This window comes from Clostridium sp. AF35-15 (genome assembly GCF_003477745.1).
Taxonomy (GTDB): domain Bacteria; phylum Bacillota; class Clostridia; order Lachnospirales; family Lachnospiraceae; genus Otoolea; species Otoolea fessa.
The window spans coordinates 20,709-38,335 of record NZ_QUDY01000013.1 but is presented as its reverse complement, the minus strand read 5'-3'; the positions used below and the strand labels follow the sequence as shown (position 1 = coordinate 38,335).

The window sequence follows — 17,627 nt, the reverse complement described above, 5'->3', positions numbered from 1 at the left end:
AGACGAAAAGATGAAAAGTGATGCAGTAAGAAAAGGGATGCAGCAGGCACCTCACCGTTCTTTGTTTAATGCACTCGGTATGACGGAAGAGGAGATGAACAAACCTCTCGTCGGTATCGTAAGTTCTTATAATGAGATTGTTCCGGGACACATGAACCTGGACAAGATTGTAAATGCCGTGAAGCTGGGTGTAGCGATGGCTGGCGGCACACCGGTTGTATTTCCGGCGATCGCAGTCTGTGATGGTATCGCTATGGGACATGTCGGCATGAAATATTCTCTGGTTACCCGTGATCTGATCGCAGATTCCACCGAATGTATGGCGCTGGCACATCAGTTCGATGCGCTGGTTATGGTTCCAAACTGTGATAAAAACGTACCGGGACTTCTGATGGCAGCAGCCCGCGTCAATGTACCGACTGTATTTGTCAGCGGCGGTCCGATGTTAGCCGGTCATGTAAAGGGACAGAAGAGAAGTCTTTCCAGCATGTTCGAGGCAGTTGGTTCCTACGCAGCAGGCACCATGACGGAAGAAGATGTGAAAGAATTCGAATGTAAGGTCTGCCCGACCTGCGGTTCCTGTTCCGGTATGTACACCGCCAACAGCATGAACTGCTTAACAGAGGTACTCGGCATGGGCCTTCAGGGCAACGGTACGATCCCGGCAGTTTACTCCGAGCGAATCAAACTGGCAAAACACGCTGGTATGAAGGTTATGGAGATGTATGAGAAAAACATCCGTCCGAGAGATATTATGACAGAAAAGGCATTTTTAAATGCACTGACCGTGGATATGGCACTCGGATGTTCTACCAACAGTATGCTGCATCTTCCGGCGATTGCACATGAGGCAGGCGTAGACCTGAACATGGAGCTGGTCAATGAGATGAGCAAGCGCACTCCGAACCTGTGCCATCTGGCGCCGGCAGGTCCGACCTACATGGAGGATCTGAACGAGGCAGGCGGCGTGTATGCGGTTATGAATGAGCTGTCCAAGAAGAACCTTCTGAATCTGGACTGCATGACCGTAACCGGCAAGACCGTTGGCGAGAATATCAAGGGCTGTGTCAACAAGAATCCGGAGGTTATCCGACCGATCGACAATCCGTACAGCCAGACTGGCGGTATCGCGATCCTGAAAGGAAACCTGGCACCGGATACAGGCGTTGTAAAACGTTCTGCCGTTGCACCGGAGATGCTGGTACATCAGGGACCGGCGCGTGTGTTTGACTGTGAGGAAGACGCGATTGCAGCGATCAAGGGCGGCAAGATTGTGGCTGGCGATGTTGTTGTCATCCGTTACGAGGGACCGAAGGGCGGTCCGGGCATGCGTGAGATGCTGAACCCGACTTCTGCCATCGCAGGTATGGGACTTGGTTCCAGCGTAGCTCTGATCACAGACGGACGTTTCTCCGGCGCATCCAGAGGTGCATCCATCGGACACGTTTCTCCGGAGGCGGCAGTCGGCGGACCGATCGCGCTGGTTGAGGAAGGCGATATTATTTCCATTGATATCAATAATAACTCCCTGAACGTACTCGTATCTGACGAGGAGCTGGCAGAGAGAAGAAAGAAATGGCAGCCGAGAGAACCGAAGGTTACGACCGGATACCTGGCACGTTACGCAGCGCTTGTAACGAGCGGAAACCGGGGCGCAATCCTGGAGGTTCCGAAGACACAGAAGTAATCATTGCGGGCTTCAGACAGGTGCTTTTGAGACGGAAAGTACTGCTTGATGCAAAAAGGCAGTGGATGGGACGATTTATCAGGCTGCCCCTACAGAGAGCTTGACAGCGCGACAGACGCTTTCGGAAGCTTTGCGGGGATATGTACTCTCGGAGTTTTTCAGCCCCGCTTTTGCGGTTGATGAAAGCCCGGGAGTATATGCATTTAAAATGGTTTTTAAGGAAGGAAAGCAGGTTAGACAGATGAAGACATTGACAGGAGCAGAGATTGTCATTGAATGCTTGAAAGAGCAGGGGGTAGACACGGTGTTCGGTTATCCGGGCGGCGCGATCCTCAACATTTATGATGCACTTTATAAACACAAGGATAAAATCACCCATATTTTGACCTCTCATGAACAGGGAGCGTCCCACGCGGCAGACGGCTACGCGAGAGCAACCGGTAAGGTCGGTGTGTGTATGGCGACATCTGGTCCGGGAGCTACAAACCTGGTTACGGGTATTGCAACGGCTAACCTGGATTCCATTCCGATGGTAGCCATCACCTGTAATGTAACGACAGGGCTTCTTGGAAAAGACAGCTTCCAGGAGATCGACATTCTGGGTGTTACCATGCCGATCACGAAATATAATTTTATCGTAAAGGATGTCACGAAGCTGGCAGATGTGATCCGTCGTGCGTTCGTGATTGCTAAGAGTGGCCGTCCGGGTCCGGTTCTGGTGGATATCACCAAGGATGTGACGGCAGCGGCCTGCGAGTACGAGCCGAAGGAACCGCAGCCGATCGAGCGCGAGACAGAGCTGATCCGTGAGGAAGACATGGAAAAGGCGATCGAGATGATCAAGGCGGCGAGAAAACCGTTTATTTTTGTCGGCGGCGGTGCAGTGGCATCGGATGCTGCCAATGAATTAAGTGCATTTGCACATAAAATTCAGGCGCCGGTGGGTGACAGCCTGATGGGTAAAGGTGCATTTGACGGAACCGATGTCCTTTATACCGGTATGATCGGTATGCACGGAACCAAGACATCCAACCTCGGTGTGGCAGAGTGCGATCTGCTGATCGTTGTAGGCGCGCGTTTCAGTGACCGTGTTGTGGGCGATCCGAACCATTTTGCAACCAATGCAAAGATTTTACACATAGATATCGATCCGGCGGAGATCAACAAAAACATCCAGACCGATGCGAGCATTATTGGTGATGTCAAGATTATTCTGCGTAAGCTAAACGCGCGTCTGGATCCGATGAACCATGACGAGTGGCTGAGCCACATTGAGCGTCTGAAAGATATGTACCCGCTCCGCTACAACAAGGAAGTTCTGACCGGTCCGTATATCATGGAAGAGATCTACAAGGTAACCGGCGGCGATGCGATCATCTGTACCGATGTCGGACAGCATCAGATGTGGGCGGCACAGTATTATAAATACAAACGTCCGAGACAGCTTCTGACCTCCGGCGGTCTGGGCACGATGGGCTACGGTCTGGGCGCAGCGATTGGTGCGAAGATGGGCTGCAAGGATAAGACGGTTATCAATATTGCCGGAGACGGCTGTTTCCGTATGAACATGAACGAGATTGCGACGGCAACCCGCTACAACATTCCGGTTATCGAGGTTGTATTTAACAACCATGTTCTGGGTATGGTGCGCCAGTGGCAGACCCTGTTCTATGGAAAACGCTATTCCCAGACGGAGCTTTACGATCAGATGGATTTCGTCAAGGTGGCAGAGGGCATGGGCGCGAAAGCATACCGTATCACGAAGAAAGAGGATGTGGAGCCGGTGCTGCGCGAGGCGATCAGCTTAAATATCCCGGTTATGATCGAGTGTCAGATCGGCAGCGATGACAAGGTATTCCCGATGGTTCCGGCTGGAAAACCCATCGAGGAAGCGTTTGATGAGATTGACTTACGCATCGAATAGTTGTAAAATGGGGGCTATTATCACATTTTTGTGTAAGACAGGAGGAGATTTATTATGAGCAGAGTCTATAACTTTTCGGCAGGTCCGGCAGTGCTTCCGGAGGAGGTACTGAGAGAGGCAGCGGCAGAGATGCTGGATTACCAGGGCAGCGGTATGTCCGTCATGGAGATGAGCCACCGCTCCAAGGATTTCCAGGCCATCATTGATGATGCAGAGAAGGATCTGCGCGAACTGATGCAGATTCCGGACAATTACAAAGTATTATTCGTACAGGGCGGCGGCAATATGCAGTTCGCCATGGTTCCGATGAACCTGTTCAAAAATAAGGTGGGGGATTACATCATCACCGGACAGTGGGCAAAGAAAGCATATCAGGAGGCAAAGATGTTTGGTACTGCCAACGCGATTGCATCCAGCGCTGACAAGACCTTTTCCTACATCCCGGATTGTTCGGACCTTCCAGTGGATGAGGATGCAGATTACGTGTATATCTGCTTAAATAACACTATTTACGGAACCGTATACCATGAGCTTCCGAACACCAAGGGCAAGACACTGGTAGCAGACATCTCCTCCTGTTTCCTGTCAGAGCCGCTGGATGTGAGTAAGTTTGGTATTCTCTGGGGTGGTGTCCAGAAGAACGTAGGTCCGGCTGGTATGGCGATCGTCATCATCCGCGAGGATCTGATCACCGAGGATGTTCTTCCGGGAACACCAACCATGCTGCGCTACAAAACATACGCAGACAATGACTCTCTGTACAACACACCGCCTACATACACCATCTATATGTGCGGCAAGGTATTTAAATGGCTCAAGAAAATGGGCGGTTTAAGTGCCATGAAGGAGCGCAACGAGAAGAAGGCGAAGATCCTTTACGATTTCCTCGATGAGAGCAAGCTCTTCAAGGGAACCGTTGAGAAAAAAGACCGTTCCCTGATGAACGTACCGTTCGTCACCGGCGATGCAGATCTGGATGCCCTGTTTGTCAAGGAAGCCAAAGAGGCAGGTTTTGTGAACTTAAAAGGTCACCGTACCGTCGGCGGTATGCGTGCCAGCATCTACAATGCAATGCCGATCGAGGGCGTTGAGAAATTAGTTGCTTTCATGCGCGAATTTGAGAAAAAACATACAAATTAATCAATTTTAAAATTTATGCCATTGCTGCGGCGAAAGGGAGGGGGAATCCGTTCCTTTCTGCTGCAGCAGTGGACTTTTTAAAACAAAAACAGCCCGCGTATGGGAAGATTTGAAATTTTGAAAGAAAAGAGAGTTAAAAAATGAGAAAAATCCATTGCCTGAACCCGATTTCCAAGCTGGGAACCGGTTTACTGACCGAAAATTATGAGATGACTGACAACCTGGCGGAGGCAGAGGGCATTCTGGTCCGCAGTGCTGCCATGCATGATCTGGAACTTCCGAAGGGACTGCGTGCTGTTGCACGTGCCGGAGCGGGCGTCAACAACATTCCGCTTGACAAGTGTGCGGAGGCTGGTGTTGTCGTATTCAATACACCGGGCGCCAATGCAAACGGTGTCAAAGAGCTGGTGCTGGCTGGCATGCTGCTGGGAGCCAGAGACGTAGTCGGCGGCATCGACTGGTGCAAGGAGCAGAAGGACAATGAAAATATCTCCAAAGATATGGAGAAGGCGAAAAAGAAATTTGCCGGTCATGAGATCCGCGGCAAAAAGCTTGGTGTTATCGGACTGGGCGCCATCGGCGCAGAGGTTGCAAACGCAGCTGCAGCGCTCGGCATGGAAGTATACGGCTATGACCCGTTTATTTCTGTCAAAGCAGCGTGGATGCTTTCCAGAGACGTAAAGCACATCACATCGGTTGATACGATCTATCAGGAATGCGATTACATCACCGTTCATGTACCGCTGCTTGACAGCACCCGCCAGATGATCAACAAAGACAGCCTGGGACAGATGAAGGACGGTGTGGTTATCTTAAACTTTGCGCGTGACCTTCTGGTAAATGACGACGATATGGCAGAGGCGCTGGCTTCCGGTCGTGTAAAACGCTATATCACCGATTTCCCGAATGCAAAAGTAATGCAGATGCCGAACGTCATCGCAACCCCACATCTGGGCGCATCCACAGAAGAATCCGAGGATAACTGTGCCGTGATGGCAGTCAAAGAGCTGATGGATTACCTGGACAATGGTAATATCAAGAATTCCGTCAACTTTCCGAATTGCGATATGGGCGTGTGCACAACCGTAGGTCGTCTTGCACTTCTTCATAAGAACGTGCCGAACATGATCGGACAGATTTCCTCGATCCTGGCATCGACTGACATGAACATCGCAAACATGACGAACAAGAGCCGTGATAAATACGCTTATACGCTGGTTGATCTGGAGACCAAGGCAGACGCGGCGACGATTGAGAAGCTGAAAGCTATTCAGGGTATGATGCGCGTGCGCGTGATCAAATAATAAGTGAACATAAAAATGGCGGATTATATCGTATAAGGTAGTTCTGCTGAAAACAGCCGGAGAAAGTGTGGTTTTGGCGCACCTTTTTCGGCTGTTTTTGTCATTGGGTGGAAAATTGCTCAAGACTGGAGTCTTTCATTTCATAAACACGCGTCCACTCCTTAGTGCCATCTTTTTTGACAGTTTCGGAGCGGTTTATCGCCAGAAAACGGATCAGTTCATAGCAGTCAATCCAGATTTCGTTGTTTCCTTCTTTCTGGGATTCGTCAAAAATGAGCTGCAATCCGAAATGCAGGTGCGGTTCAGCGATGTTGTTGGTGTTTTCAGTGCTGCTGTAGCCGGTGTGCCCGAGATAACCGATCACGTCCCCGGCGGTGACGAGACTGCCCTCTTTCAGGTTTGACTGGTAGGGGTAGTCTTTGCGTAAATGTGCATAATAGTAGTATCGTTTCCCGTCAAAGCTGCGGATGCCGATGCGCCAGCCGCCGTACTGGTTCCAGCCGAGCGCCTCGACGCGCCCGGATTCCACAGCAATCACAGGCGTTCCCGTCTGCCCCATCATATCATGCCCGAGATGCCGTCTCCGGTAACCGTAGCTGCGGGAGACACCGAAATCGTCATAGTGGCTGTAGGGAAAGTTTTTCGCCAGTGGGAGAAACGCTTTCAGACCATATTTGGTAACCCAGACTTTTTCCTCACCGGAGGGAGTCAGGGGGACAGCGTCGGGATCGGAGAGAGTGGGGGCTGGGGTTTCAAGAGAAGTTTGTGTGTTGGATGAGGCTGAAGTTTCTGGTGAAGCTTGACTGGCTGAGTCGATTGTGTCTGTACCAGTTGTTGCTGCTGTTGTTGTTGGTGGTGGTGCGTAGGAAGTATTGGCAGCCGGATCCCCTTCCTGTATCTGCGCGTCCGCCAGTGCAAAAGCCGGTGCTTCCGATTTTGGAATCTCAATTTCATACAGTCCGACCATTCCATCCAGAACCGCGCCGTAAGCCTCACGATAATAGGCAAAAGAGGTCATATTTTTCGTCAATTCTTCCACTGTAACGCCATTTTGGAGCTGTTCGGCAGCTTCCGTCATATCGGACGCCTGATAATGTGAAAAATCGCCCCCGTAGCGCGCCCCCAGGTAGGCGAGCAGATCGACCCAGTTCAGATGGAGATCCTGCTGGCAGGTATCAACATCATAGCGGAACGCCTGTGTCATGGCGTCGGCGGTTACATCGAAATCCACCCAGCGGATAAAATGTTCCGACGCATTCCCGACCGTGACCTGACGGCTGTTCGGACGCTGGAAGGACCAGCTGACAAAGAGCGCCGCAATGGCGCAGATTTCCAGTGCAATGATAACAGAACTTCGTTTCAAGACAGATCCCTCCTGTGCGATAGTATTTAAATGCGAAGCCACGGCAAATTCCGTTACTGGGCACGTATGCGTGAACAATAACATTTTTGCAATCTGATAAGATTGTATGAGAGGATGGGAGAAAGTATGAGTCCATCTTTGGAAAAATATGAGAAAAAGCGTTTGAGGCGAGGAAAAAGGATGGGCTGATTCAGGCAAACAGATTATACAAACAGATTATATCAGAGAGAAAAGTGATAGAAAAAATAGAAGAAAATAATAGATGACCTGCAGAGAGATAAAAAAGAGAGTAAATCATATATACAAGGAGGTACATGAAATGGAAAAGAAGGAAGAAAAGAAAAAGCCGTCCGGCTCATTCTCAGAAGTCTGGGACAAGCGCGGACAGGAGACGGATGCAGCCAATGATTTCCGGAAGAAAATCGAGATGGAGATTACCGAGGCACGCCCGGGCTATGCAGTTGGAGAGATTGTATTGAAACCGTGGCATATGAATATCTTAGGTATCGTGCACGGCGGCGTCCTGTATTCACTGGCGGATACCGTGGGCGGCACCGCAGCGATGACCGGGCGCGACTACGCAGTCCCGACTGTGGATGGCACGATCCATTATCTGAAAGCTGGAAAAAACACATCCAAAATCATCGCCCGGGCGCAGGAAATACAGAATGGTTATGCATTTTCGGTGTGCGAATGCAAGATTTATGATGATAAGGAGACGCTACTGGCATCGGCGACGATGACATATTATCATTTGAGGAAGAGGTAGAGCTGCAAGATACAATCACAGCTCTATCACACTCCCATCCTCCGGTACCAGCAAATTCCCATGATAATAGGCTTCCCCTTCAGCGCGGTACAAAGCAGCGCGTTCCGGATAAGTCTTATCTTCAGTGTGCCACAGAATCAAATGCCGCGCACCGAGGCGTTCGGCGAGTTCGCAGGCATCTTTGACGGTGCTGTGGTGTTTTTCATAAGGGGAGAAGATTTCCCGGTCGCGGTAGAGGCAGAAGGCTTCGTGGAAGAGCCAGTCGGCGCCTTTGGCAAATTCTTCGCAGAGCGGGTTCAGCGGTTCGTCGCCCGGGCAGCAGACGATCTTGCCGTCTGGCAGCACAGCGCGGAAGCCGAACTGGCGCGCCTTGGTCGAATGAATGTCAAAGAAGGTGACCTCCATATCGAGAATCTGCCGGGTTTCGCGGTCAGAAACCGGGATGAGCTGGATCGGATCGCCGATCAGGTCGCAGAATTTCTTCTGGAGTGTCAGGCGGCAGAAGGTCTGAATCGTGTCGATCAGCCCGTCGTGGCAGTAAATATGAAAAATTCCCTCATAATTTCCCTTTTTGATGGCAGTGCCAATCATCCGGATCATCCAGATCACGCCGAGAATGTGGTCGGTGTGTTCGTGTGTCACGAAGAGATGGTGGATGCGGTTTAATGGAACCTGCATTTCTTCCAGAATCCGCAGGATGCCATTGCCGCCGCCGGCGTCTGTCATGAAATATTCCTCGCCGGATCGGATGGCGAAGCAGGTATTATAATAACGTGTCATCGTGGCGTTGCCGGTGCCAAACACGTAGAGAGTGTGTGGTTGCGTCATGAATGTTCCTCCTGTATTTATGTAAAAATATGTTTCTGTTCACGGGTAGGCACTTTTGGAACCGAAAGTGCCGTAAGAAAACGTAATGGCAGCAGGAATTTGCCGTATTGAAATGCGAAGCCACGGCAAATTCCGTTACTGGGCACGTATGCGTGTGCAGTAACAAAAGTATGTTTCTGTTCACGAGTAGGCACTTTTGGAACCGAAAGTGCCGAAAATATATTTTGACCCTGATCTGAATCTATGCTACTATAAATCTATTAAAAAGGCAAATGCAATGTAGATAATGTGCTGTTTACCCAAAGCGAGCGCGACGATAACGAGTCACGACAATATCCGGGCAGACAGCGCAGTTTGGGAGCTGATAACATGAGGGATTTAGCATATTTGAAGCTGCTTTCGCGGGAGTATCCGAATATCCGGGCGGCGGCGAGTGATATTATTAATTTACAGGCAATTTGTGGACTTCCGAAGGGCACGGAATATTTTTTCAGTGACCTGCACGGTGAGCATGAGGCGTTTATTTATCTGCTCCGCAGTTCGTCGGGTATTATCCGGGAGAAGATCCGCGAGACATTTGGACATATTATTTCGGAGGAGGACGAGGTGCGGCTGGCGAACCTTATTTATTATCCGGAAAAAATGATCAATCAGATCAAACAGGCGAACGAATACACGGAGGACTGGCAGAAGACGGCGGTGTACCGTCTGGTGCAGATCTGCCGGGAGGTTTCGTCGAAATACACCCGTTCCAAGGTGAGAAAAAAGATGCCGAGGGAATTTTCGGGTGTGATCGATGAGCTTTTATATGTCGATAATACCGATGACAATAAGACGGAGTATTACAGCGAACTCATCAATACCCTGATTGACGTCCGGGTGGCGGACAGCTTTATTGTCGTGATCTGCAGCCTGATCCGGAGTCTGACGATCGATAATCTTCATATCCTGGGCGATATATTTGACCGTGGTCCGAGACCAGATATCATTCTGGAGGAACTGATGCATTTCCATGATGTGGATATCCAGTGGGGCAATCATGATATTTCGTGGATGGGCGCGGCGACGGGCAACCGGGCGTGTATCTGCAATGTTTTGCGTATGGCGCTCGGTTACAATGGATTTGATGTATTGGAGGACGGCTACGGAATTAACCTGCGCCCGCTGTCGATGTTTGCGGAGCGCGTGTACCGGGACGATCCGTGTACCTGTTTTCTGCCGCAGATTCTTGACAAAAATATTTACGACGCAGTGGATCCGAAGCTGGCGGCGAAGATGCACAAGGCGATCGCGGTGTTACAGTATAAGGAAGAGGGGCAGATCATCAAGCGCCATCCGGAGTACGGGATGGAAGAGCGGATACTTCTGTCAGCGATTCGTTATGACCGCGGCACGGTCACGATCGATGGAAAAGAGTATCCGATGCGCGACATGAATTTCCCGACGGTGGATCCGGCGGATCCGCTGCGGCTGACGGACGAAGAGGAAGAGCTGCTTCACACGCTGGAGCTGTCGTTCCGCCACAATGCGCGGCTGCATGAGCATGTCCGTTTCCTATATTCCAACGGAAGCATGTATAAATGCTGCAATTCCAACCTGCTCTATCACGGCTGTATCCCGATGACGGAGAATCGGGAATTTGACGGTCTGATGGTGGGCGGCAAGATGTACCGCGGCAAGGAATTGATGGATTTTATTGACACACAGGTTAAAAATGCCTATTTTCTTCCAGAGGACGCGCCAGAGAAGGAGGCGTGCCGCGATTTTATGTGGTATCTGTGGAATGGTGCGAAATCGCCGGTATTTGGAAAGGACAAAAACCGCAGCTTTGAGCATTATTTCATCGAGGATCCGGAAGTGATGAGAGAGACGATGAACCCGTATTACCAGCTCAGTGAGGAAGAAGAGACCTGCGATATGATTTTGAAGGAATTTGGACTTCCGACGAAGGGATCGCATATCATCAACGGGCATATGCCGGTGAAGATTAAGAGTGGAGAGACACCGATCCGGGCTGGCGGCAAGCTCTTCATCATTGACGGCGGGCTGTCGAAAGCCTACCAGGAGCGGACGGGAATCGCCGGATATACGTTGATTTTCAATTCGCACCATCTCGCGCTTGCGGAACACAAGCCATTTGACCCGGAGCGCGAGCGGACGCCGAAGGTATATATTGTGGAGAAAATGCAGAAGCGCATCACAGTGGCGGATACCGATGAGGGCAAGGAGCTGGCGGGCCGCATCGAGGATCTGAAAGAGCTCTTGAAAGCGTACCGGAGCGGACTTTTGAAAGAGCGCATACGCTGAGGCAGTTGAAAGGGACGGGAACTGGAAGCTTGTTTCTTTCGGCTGGGTGAAACGGGAGAAACGGGACGGTTTGAGGAATAAGGAGACAAGATGAGAAAGACAGAGTTTTTACAGGAGCTTCGGGAGGCGCTGGACGGCGAGGTTTCGGCTTCAGTCATCCAGAGCAACATAAGCTATTACGATCAGTATATCAGCCAGGAGGCGGCGAAAGGGCGCCGGGAGGAAGAAGTGATCGAGGAGATCGGCAGCCCACGCCTGATTGCGAAAACCATTATCGACAGCAGCGAGGGCGCCGGGGAGACCGGCCAGGGCGGTTCGTACACTTCGGGAGACGCTGCCGGGAGCGGGCGCACAGCGTCCTCCTACAACGGCGGTTTTTCGGAGCGGGACGACAGCGGTCTGCCGCCGAACTTCCATTACATCGATTTGAACAAATGGTACTGGAAGGTGATTCTCAGCGTGGTGGTTATTGCGATCTTATTTGTGCTGTTTGCACTGGTCGGAGGTATTTTTACCATCCTGATTCATCTGGCGGGGCCGATTCTTCTGATTTGGCTGATCTATACAGTTATTAAGAGTATTTGGAAATAGAAAAGAACCCCTGCCGCCGGCTGTGAGGGATGACCGGAGCGGGGGTTCTTTTCTTGTTTTTTCGCAAACATATGGAGGTTTATTGAGTTGAAAAATGTTGTATTATGGAACATTTCAGAGGGAGTTTCCATAATACAAAAAAAGCACTTGTCATGCCGTCTTTGGCAAACAAATGCTTTTTAGCTGGGCTACAAGGATTCGAACCTTGAAAATGACGGAGTCAGAGTCCGTTGCCTTACCATTTGGCGATAGCCCAATGAATTGAACGATTTGTATTATACTGTAAGGAAACAGATTCGTCAACTACTTTTTTCGCTTTTTTGATAATTTTTTTTGTTTGGGCGGCTGCTGTGGCAGAAACCGCGCCATGCGTCCGGCAAATTCTGCAATATTCTGGGTCTGTAAGTAGACAACGTGGTTCGAATCGGATATAATGAGTTTCATGACAGAATGTTAAGGCAGTATAGGACGAAACGGCAGATGGCGGATGCGCGGAGATGGTGCGGAGAGCCGGAAGCCGGAAAGGAAAAGAGAGCGATATGTATACATTTGACAGCCGGGTCCGGTACAGTGAGACGGATGAAGAGGGAAATCTTTCTGTGGTGGGAATCATGAATTATCTTCAGGATTGTTCGACGTTCCAGTCGGAGGATCTGAAACTCGGGATTTCCTATCTGAATGAGGAAAAACGGGCGTGGTGGCTGAGCGGATGGCAGATAGAGATTCTCAGACAGCCGCATTTTGGCGAGCGGATCCGTATTTCGACCTGGCCGTATGGGTTTAAGGGAATCTATGGCTACCGGAATTTCACGATCGAGGATGAGATGGGAAACCCGCTGGTGCGGGCGGATTCGACCTGGTTTTACTACGATCTGGAAAAAGGATGCCCGGTGCGGGTGCCGGAAAGCCAGTTGGAGGGCTACCAGATTGAAGATAAACCGCTTGCAATGCCGCCAGCGCCGAAGAAAATCCGCCTGCCTGAGACGTATGAGACGGCGGCGCCGGTCACGGTGGAACGCCATCATCTCGATACGAACCGGCACGTGAACAATGCACAGTATGTGGCGATTGCGCGTGAATTGCTGCCTGTGGACTTTGCACTCGGAGAACTGCGAGTGGAGTACCGGAAGGCGGCAGTGCTTGGGAATGTGATGTACCCGAAACTGGCGCAGGTGCCGGAAGGATACGTGGTATCGCTGCAGGATGCGGAAGGTCAGGTGTATGCGAATTTGTGGCTGGCAAGGACTGGTTTGTAAAGAGTTTGTATGTAGCAGTGAAGAAACTGAATCATTGCAGCCGAAGAAAGATTCGGCGTGGATTGTCTGCCAGTGAATGAAAAATGCAACCGTTAAATAAAAAAAGAGATCGGCAGAAAAGAGAGGACGAATGACATGATTGAACTGGGAAGAGTACAGGAACTGATGGTAGTGCGGGAGAAAAACTTCGGCGTGTATCTGGGACAGAAGAAAGATGATGCGGCGGCGGTCCTGCTTCCGAAGAAACAGGTGCCGGAGGGCACAAAAGTGGGCGATAAGCTCAAGGTGTTTATTTATAAAGATTCCGAGGACCGCCTGATTGCGACGACCTCGATGCCGAAACTGGAACTGGGCGGGACGGCGGTTTTGAAGGTCAAGGATGTATCGAAGATCGGCGCCTTTCTCGATATGGGGCTGGAAAAAGATCTGCTGCTCCCGTTTAAAGAGCAGGTATATCCGGTTCGCGCCGGGGAAGAGTGCCTGGTAGCGCTGTATATCGATAAGAGTGGTCGTCTGGCGGCGACGATGAAGGTATATTCGTATCTTTGCAGCGATGCACCGTACAGGAAGGACGAGTGGACCGAGGGGCGAGTCTATGAGATCAATGAAAATCTGGGCGTGTTCGTGGCAGTGGCAGACCACTATTTCGGTCTGATTCCGAACCGTGAGCTGTATGGAAAATGCCGCCTGGGCGAGGTTTTAAAGGTACGCGTGACGAAGGTGCGCGAGGATGGAAAACTGGATTTGAGCCTGCGCGAGGTGGCGTATCGTCAGATGAATGCGGATGCCGAGGCGGTGCTGGCACGTCTGAAAGAAAAAAACGGCGTTCTTCCGTTCAATGACCGCGTGGAGCCGGAGATTATCCGCCGCGAATTTAATTTAAGCAAAAACGCGTTCAAGCGTGCGGTTGGACACCTTTTAAAAGAAGGAAAAGTAGAAGTAAACGAAGATTCTATCCGTTTAAAATAAAAGACAAAGGAGAGATTTGGCATGAAGAAAGTAATCAGCACAACCAATGCACCGGCAGCGATCGGTCCGTATTCCCAGGCAATCGAGGTAAATGGAATGGTATTTGCATCCGGTCAGATTCCGGTCAATCCGGCAAACGGCGAGATCCCGGAGGGAATCGAGGCTCAGGCAGAGCAGGTTTTAACCAATGTAAAGAATCTTTTGGCGGCAGCAGGCGCTTCCATGGAGCAGGTTGTAAAGACCACCGTATTTATCCAGAACATGGATGATTTCGGAAAGGTAAATGAAATCTATGCGAAATATTTCGAGGGCGCATGCCCGGCACGTTCCTGCGTCGAGGTATCTAAGCTTCCGAAGGGTGTACTGATGGAGATGGAAGCGATCGCAGCAAAATAAGAATGAATCGCATATTTGGAAAATTTCGCCGGAAAAACAAGTTCCAGTTTGTGAAAATCCCGGCGTGTGAGGGCAAAATGACGAAAAAATTCACTTTTTTTCGTCCGCCCTCTTTTTTTTTTCGTCACTTTGCTTTAAAATAGAGAGAAAGATCCGTCCAAGATTCAGAGAGAAAACGGTTATGGTCCACAGGCACAGATTGCCGGAGGGGTAACAAACGGGTTTGGGGGATGACAGGTTGGAAGACCCGGAAACACAGCTGGACGGAGGATAAAAGAAAAGGAGAGAGGAATATGATTTCGAACCAGATACTCCAGACAAACATCGAGGGGTTAAAGGGAATTACGCGTGTCGATCTCTGTATCTGTGATACGGAAGGCAAGGTGCTGGCATCCACATTTACTGGCGCTGAAGAATATGAGAGTGCAATTCTGGCTTTCGTAGACTCTCCGGCGGACAGTCAGGTGATACAGGGATATCAGTTTTTCAAGGTGTTTGACGATCACCAGTTAGAATATATACTTCTTGCCAAGGGCGGAAGCGACGACGTATACATGGTCGGCAAGATGGCGGCATTTCAGGTTCAGAACCTCCTGGTAGCTTACAAGGAGCGCTTTGACAAGGACAATTTTATCAAGAACCTGCTGCTTGACAACCTGCTTCTGGTTGACATTTATAACCGTGCGAAGAAGCTGCACATCGAGACGAACGTCAAGCGGATCGTATTTATCATCGAGACGCAGCATGAGAAGGATGTGAATGCGCTTGAGACCGTCCGCAGCCTGTTCTCGACCAAGACGAAGGATTTCATCACGGCAGTGGATGAGAAGAACATTATTCTGGTCAAGGAAGTGAAGCCGGGCGAGACTTACGACGATCTGGAAAAGACAGCCACATCGATCGTAGATATGCTCAATACCGAGTCCTTGACGCGTGTCAGCGTGGCATTCGGTACGATTGTCAACGAGATCAAAGACGTATCGCGTTCTTATAAAGAGGCGAAGATGGCGTTGGATGTAGGAAAGATTTTCTACAGCAGCAAAAATGTGGTCGCATACAGCAAGCTGGGAATCGGACGTCTGATCTATCAGCTGCCGCTGCCGTTGTGCCGGATGTTTATCAAGGAAATTTTTGATGGCAAATCGCCGGATGAGTTTGATGAGGAGACGCTTACGACAATCAACAAGTTCTTCGAGAACAGCCTGAACGTATCTGAGACTTCCCGACAGCTTTACATCCATCGCAATACACTGGTATACCGTCTGGATAAGCTCCAGAAGAGCACGGGATTGGATCTGCGGGTGTTTGAGGATGCGATCACATTTAAGATTGCCCTAATGGTTGTAAAATATATGAAATACATGGAAAACCTGGATTATTAATCCAAATTGCTGTGGCGGGGAGGAAGATTGCCTTTGCCGCAGCAATTTCATTTGGAGAATTGAAAAAGAGGATTTACGCATGATAGAGGTTAAAAATCTCACCAAGACGTACAAGACGGGGAATAAAGCCTTAAAGGGAATCAATATTCAGATTCAGGACGGCGAGTTTGTTTTCATCATGGGACGAAGCGGTTCCGGCAAATCGACGCTTTTAAAGCTTCTTTTGAAGGAGCTGGAGCCGACTTCCGGCCAGATTATCGTCAACGATATGGATCTGGAAAAGATGCCGAGACGCTACATCCCGAAGTACCGCAGACGGCTGGGAATGGTGTTTCAGGATTTCCGTCTGTTGAAGGATAAGACGGTATATGAAAATGTCGCGTTTGCACAGCGGGTCATCGGCGTATCGCCCCGTGAGATTAAGAAAAATGTGCCGGAAATGCTCCGACTGGTAGGGCTTTCTTCAAAATATAAAGCATACCCTAACCAGCTCTCGGGCGGCGAGCAGCAGCGTGTTGCGATTGCCCGTGCGCTGATCAACTCGCCGGAGATACTTCTGGCGGACGAGCCGACGGGAAACCTGGATGTACATAATTCCATGGAGATCATGGAGCTTCTGGAGGAGATAAACCGGCGCGGGACGACGGTGCTTGTGGTAACGCACAGCCGGGAGATCGTAGCAGAGATGGGAAAACGTGTGATCACGCTGACGCGCGGCGTGCTGACGGGAGATCAAAAAGGCGGTATCTGGCATGAAAATTAGTACATTGATTTACTGCACCAAGGAGGGCATGCGCAATATCATCCGGAATATCTGGTTTTCACTGGCGTCGGTGGCGATTATTTCGGCATGTATTTTCCTGTTCTGTATGTTTTTTGGCTTGATTGCCAACGTACAGTATATGGTGCGGAATGCAGAATCTACAGTAGGAATCACGGTTTTCTTCAATGAAGATATGAGTGAGGACGATATACAGAAAATCGGGGATGAGATACGCGCCCGCGATGAGGTCAAGGAAGTAAAGTATGTTTCTGCCGAGGAGGCATGGGAGAATTTTAAGAAAGAATATTTTAAGGGAGTCGAGGATCTGGCAGAAGGATTTGCGGATGACAACCCGTTAGCCGGTTCGGCGTCCTACGAGATCTATCTGAAAGACATTGACATGCAGGATGACATGGTTGCATGGCTTGGCACGGTGCAGGGGATCCGGAAGATCAATTATTCGAGCGATACGGCGTCCGGGCTTTCAAGCTTCAACAAGATGCTGGGACTTTTGTCGGGGGTGATCATCGCTATTCTGCTGGCAGTTGCTATCTTCCTTATCAGCAATACGATCACGACGGCAGCTGCATTTAGGCGGGAGGAAAACCGGATCATGCGCCTGATCGGTGCGACGAATTTCATGATCCGTGCGCCGTTCGTTGTACAGGGTGTGATGATCGGTCTGGTTGGCGCGCTGATTCCGCTGGCGATCACGTATTTTCTGTACCGCCAGGCGGTTGTATATATGATGGAACGGTTTGATATCTTGTCGAACCTGATTGAATTTATCCCGATTCAGACCATTTTCCCGAGCATGGTAGCCGTGGCGATGGCGCTGGGCGTGGGAATCGGTTTTGTCGGAAGTTTCTTTACGATCCGCAGACATTTAAAGGTGTAAGAAACATTGGCGGCTGCTGTAGGAGAATGCGGCGGCAGCGAAAATTTGCG

15 protein-coding genes and 1 tRNA gene are annotated in these 17,627 nt (G+C 50.2%); 13 read left to right on the top strand and 3 right to left on the bottom strand.

Annotation, left to right across the window (positions count from 1 at the left end; all coding sequences use genetic code 11):
- Window positions 1-10: 10 nt before the first annotated feature.
- The 4 genes from ilvD (at window position 11) to DWZ76_RS13090 (ending at window position 6,055) form a co-directional block, all read left to right on the top strand.
- Window positions 11-1,687 carry a dihydroxy-acid dehydratase gene (ilvD, locus tag DWZ76_RS13105; protein WP_107001470.1) on the top strand — a complete coding sequence of 559 codons (1,677 nt, stop codon included), beginning with the start codon at window positions 11-13 and terminating at the stop codon, window positions 1,685-1,687.
- Between the two features lie 241 nt (window positions 1,688-1,928).
- Window positions 1,929-3,611, top strand: a complete 1,683-nt coding sequence (gene ilvB, locus DWZ76_RS13100) for a biosynthetic-type acetolactate synthase large subunit (RefSeq protein WP_118469416.1) — start codon at window positions 1,929-1,931, stop codon at window positions 3,609-3,611.
- A gap of 54 nt (window positions 3,612-3,665) precedes the next feature.
- The gene (serC, locus tag DWZ76_RS13095; protein ID WP_107001472.1) at window positions 3,666-4,751 is read left to right on the top strand and encodes a 3-phosphoserine/phosphohydroxythreonine transaminase; all 1,086 of its coding nucleotides are present in this window, start codon (window positions 3,666-3,668) and stop codon (window positions 4,749-4,751) included.
- A 140-nt stretch (window positions 4,752-4,891) separates the two neighbouring features.
- Complete coding sequence (locus tag DWZ76_RS13090) at window positions 4,892-6,055, top strand: phosphoglycerate dehydrogenase (RefSeq protein ID WP_022359875.1); 1,164 nt, start codon at window positions 4,892-4,894, stop codon at window positions 6,053-6,055.
- Window positions 6,056-6,155: 100 nt separating this feature from the next.
- Here the strand turns inward: DWZ76_RS13090 and DWZ76_RS13085 are convergent, their stop codons facing one another.
- Complete coding sequence (locus tag DWZ76_RS13085) at window positions 6,156-7,418, bottom strand: M23 family metallopeptidase (protein ID WP_333549117.1); 1,263 nt, start codon at window positions 7,416-7,418, stop codon at window positions 6,156-6,158.
- Window positions 7,419-7,737: 319 nt separating this feature from the next.
- Here DWZ76_RS13085 and DWZ76_RS13080 point away from each other — a divergent pair, with 319 nt between their 5' ends.
- Entirely contained in the window at window positions 7,738-8,187 is a 450-nt protein-coding gene (locus DWZ76_RS13080) for a PaaI family thioesterase (RefSeq protein ID WP_182427970.1), read from the top strand.
- Window positions 8,188-8,202: 15 nt separating this feature from the next.
- On the opposite strand, the gene DWZ76_RS13075 is transcribed toward DWZ76_RS13080, so the two are convergent.
- Window positions 8,203-9,015, bottom strand: coding sequence for an MBL fold metallo-hydrolase (locus tag DWZ76_RS13075; protein ID WP_118472936.1), 813 nt, complete (start codon window positions 9,013-9,015; stop codon window positions 8,203-8,205).
- 369 nt (window positions 9,016-9,384) lie between these two features.
- On the opposite strand from DWZ76_RS13075, the gene DWZ76_RS13070 reads away from it, so the two are divergent.
- Complete coding sequence (locus DWZ76_RS13070) at window positions 9,385-11,322, top strand: fructose-1,6-bisphosphatase (RefSeq protein ID WP_118472935.1); 1,938 nt, start codon at window positions 9,385-9,387, stop codon at window positions 11,320-11,322.
- Window positions 11,323-11,412: 90 nt separating this feature from the next.
- The gene (locus DWZ76_RS13065) at window positions 11,413-11,913 is read left to right on the top strand and encodes a DUF1700 domain-containing protein (protein WP_107001476.1); all 501 of its coding nucleotides are present in this window, start codon (window positions 11,413-11,415) and stop codon (window positions 11,911-11,913) included.
- Window positions 11,914-12,096: 183 nt separating this feature from the next.
- Here the strand turns inward: DWZ76_RS13065 and DWZ76_RS13060 are convergent.
- A tRNA-Gln gene (locus tag DWZ76_RS13060) sits at window positions 12,097-12,169 on the bottom strand.
- 283 nt (window positions 12,170-12,452) lie between these two features.
- Here DWZ76_RS13060 and DWZ76_RS13055 point away from each other — a divergent pair.
- From DWZ76_RS13055 to ftsX, 6 genes are all read left to right on the top strand, one after another.
- Complete coding sequence (locus DWZ76_RS13055; protein WP_118293429.1) at window positions 12,453-13,169, top strand: acyl-ACP thioesterase domain-containing protein; 717 nt, start codon at window positions 12,453-12,455, stop codon at window positions 13,167-13,169.
- A 135-nt stretch (window positions 13,170-13,304) separates the two neighbouring features.
- Window positions 13,305-14,138: a S1-like domain-containing RNA-binding protein gene (locus DWZ76_RS13050; RefSeq protein ID WP_118472934.1), complete on the top strand. Its 834-nt coding sequence runs from the start codon at window positions 13,305-13,307 to the stop codon at window positions 14,136-14,138.
- Window positions 14,139-14,159: 21 nt separating this feature from the next.
- Complete coding sequence (locus tag DWZ76_RS13045; RefSeq protein WP_117796020.1) at window positions 14,160-14,534, top strand: RidA family protein; 375 nt, start codon at window positions 14,160-14,162, stop codon at window positions 14,532-14,534.
- A gap of 293 nt (window positions 14,535-14,827) precedes the next feature.
- Window positions 14,828-15,916 (top strand): helix-turn-helix domain-containing protein, encoded by a 1,089-nt coding sequence (locus tag DWZ76_RS13040; RefSeq protein ID WP_107001479.1) that lies wholly within the window; start codon window positions 14,828-14,830, stop codon window positions 15,914-15,916.
- Window positions 15,917-15,995: 79 nt separating this feature from the next.
- Entirely contained in the window at window positions 15,996-16,679 is a 684-nt protein-coding gene (gene ftsE / locus DWZ76_RS13035; RefSeq protein WP_022359885.1) for a cell division ATP-binding protein FtsE, read from the top strand.
- Window positions 16,669-17,577, top strand: coding sequence for a permease-like cell division protein FtsX (ftsX, locus tag DWZ76_RS13030; protein WP_118293415.1), 909 nt, complete (start codon window positions 16,669-16,671; stop codon window positions 17,575-17,577). Before ftsE ends, ftsX begins: the two co-directional genes overlap by 11 nt.
- Window positions 17,578-17,627: the final 50 nt, after the last annotated feature.

Excerpts from the sequence above, each read along its gene's own strand:
- ilvD (WP_107001470.1), top strand. The coding sequence starts at position 11 with ATGAAAAGTGATGCAGTAAGAAAAGGGATGCAGCAGGCACCTCACCGT.
- ilvB (WP_118469416.1), top strand. The coding sequence starts at position 1,929 with ATGAAGACATTGACAGGAGCAGAGATTGTCATTGAATGCTTGAAAGAG.
- serC (WP_107001472.1), top strand. The coding sequence starts at position 3,666 with ATGAGCAGAGTCTATAACTTTTCGGCAGGTCCGGCAGTGCTTCCGGAG.
- DWZ76_RS13090 (WP_022359875.1), top strand. The coding sequence starts at position 4,892 with ATGAGAAAAATCCATTGCCTGAACCCGATTTCCAAGCTGGGAACCGGT.
- DWZ76_RS13080 (WP_182427970.1), top strand. The coding sequence starts at position 7,738 with ATGGAAAAGAAGGAAGAAAAGAAAAAGCCGTCCGGCTCATTCTCAGAA.
- DWZ76_RS13075 (WP_118472936.1), bottom strand. The coding sequence starts at position 9,015 with ATGACGCAACCACACACTCTCTACGTGTTTGGCACCGGCAACGCCACG.
- DWZ76_RS13070 (WP_118472935.1), top strand. The coding sequence starts at position 9,385 with ATGAGGGATTTAGCATATTTGAAGCTGCTTTCGCGGGAGTATCCGAAT.
- DWZ76_RS13065 (WP_107001476.1), top strand. The coding sequence starts at position 11,413 with ATGAGAAAGACAGAGTTTTTACAGGAGCTTCGGGAGGCGCTGGACGGC.
- DWZ76_RS13055 (WP_118293429.1), top strand. The coding sequence starts at position 12,453 with ATGTATACATTTGACAGCCGGGTCCGGTACAGTGAGACGGATGAAGAG.
- DWZ76_RS13050 (WP_118472934.1), top strand. The coding sequence starts at position 13,305 with ATGATTGAACTGGGAAGAGTACAGGAACTGATGGTAGTGCGGGAGAAA.
- DWZ76_RS13045 (WP_117796020.1), top strand. The coding sequence starts at position 14,160 with ATGAAGAAAGTAATCAGCACAACCAATGCACCGGCAGCGATCGGTCCG.
- DWZ76_RS13040 (WP_107001479.1), top strand. The coding sequence starts at position 14,828 with ATGATTTCGAACCAGATACTCCAGACAAACATCGAGGGGTTAAAGGGA.
- ftsE (WP_022359885.1), top strand. The coding sequence starts at position 15,996 with ATGATAGAGGTTAAAAATCTCACCAAGACGTACAAGACGGGGAATAAA.
- ftsX (WP_118293415.1), top strand. The coding sequence starts at position 16,669 with ATGAAAATTAGTACATTGATTTACTGCACCAAGGAGGGCATGCGCAAT.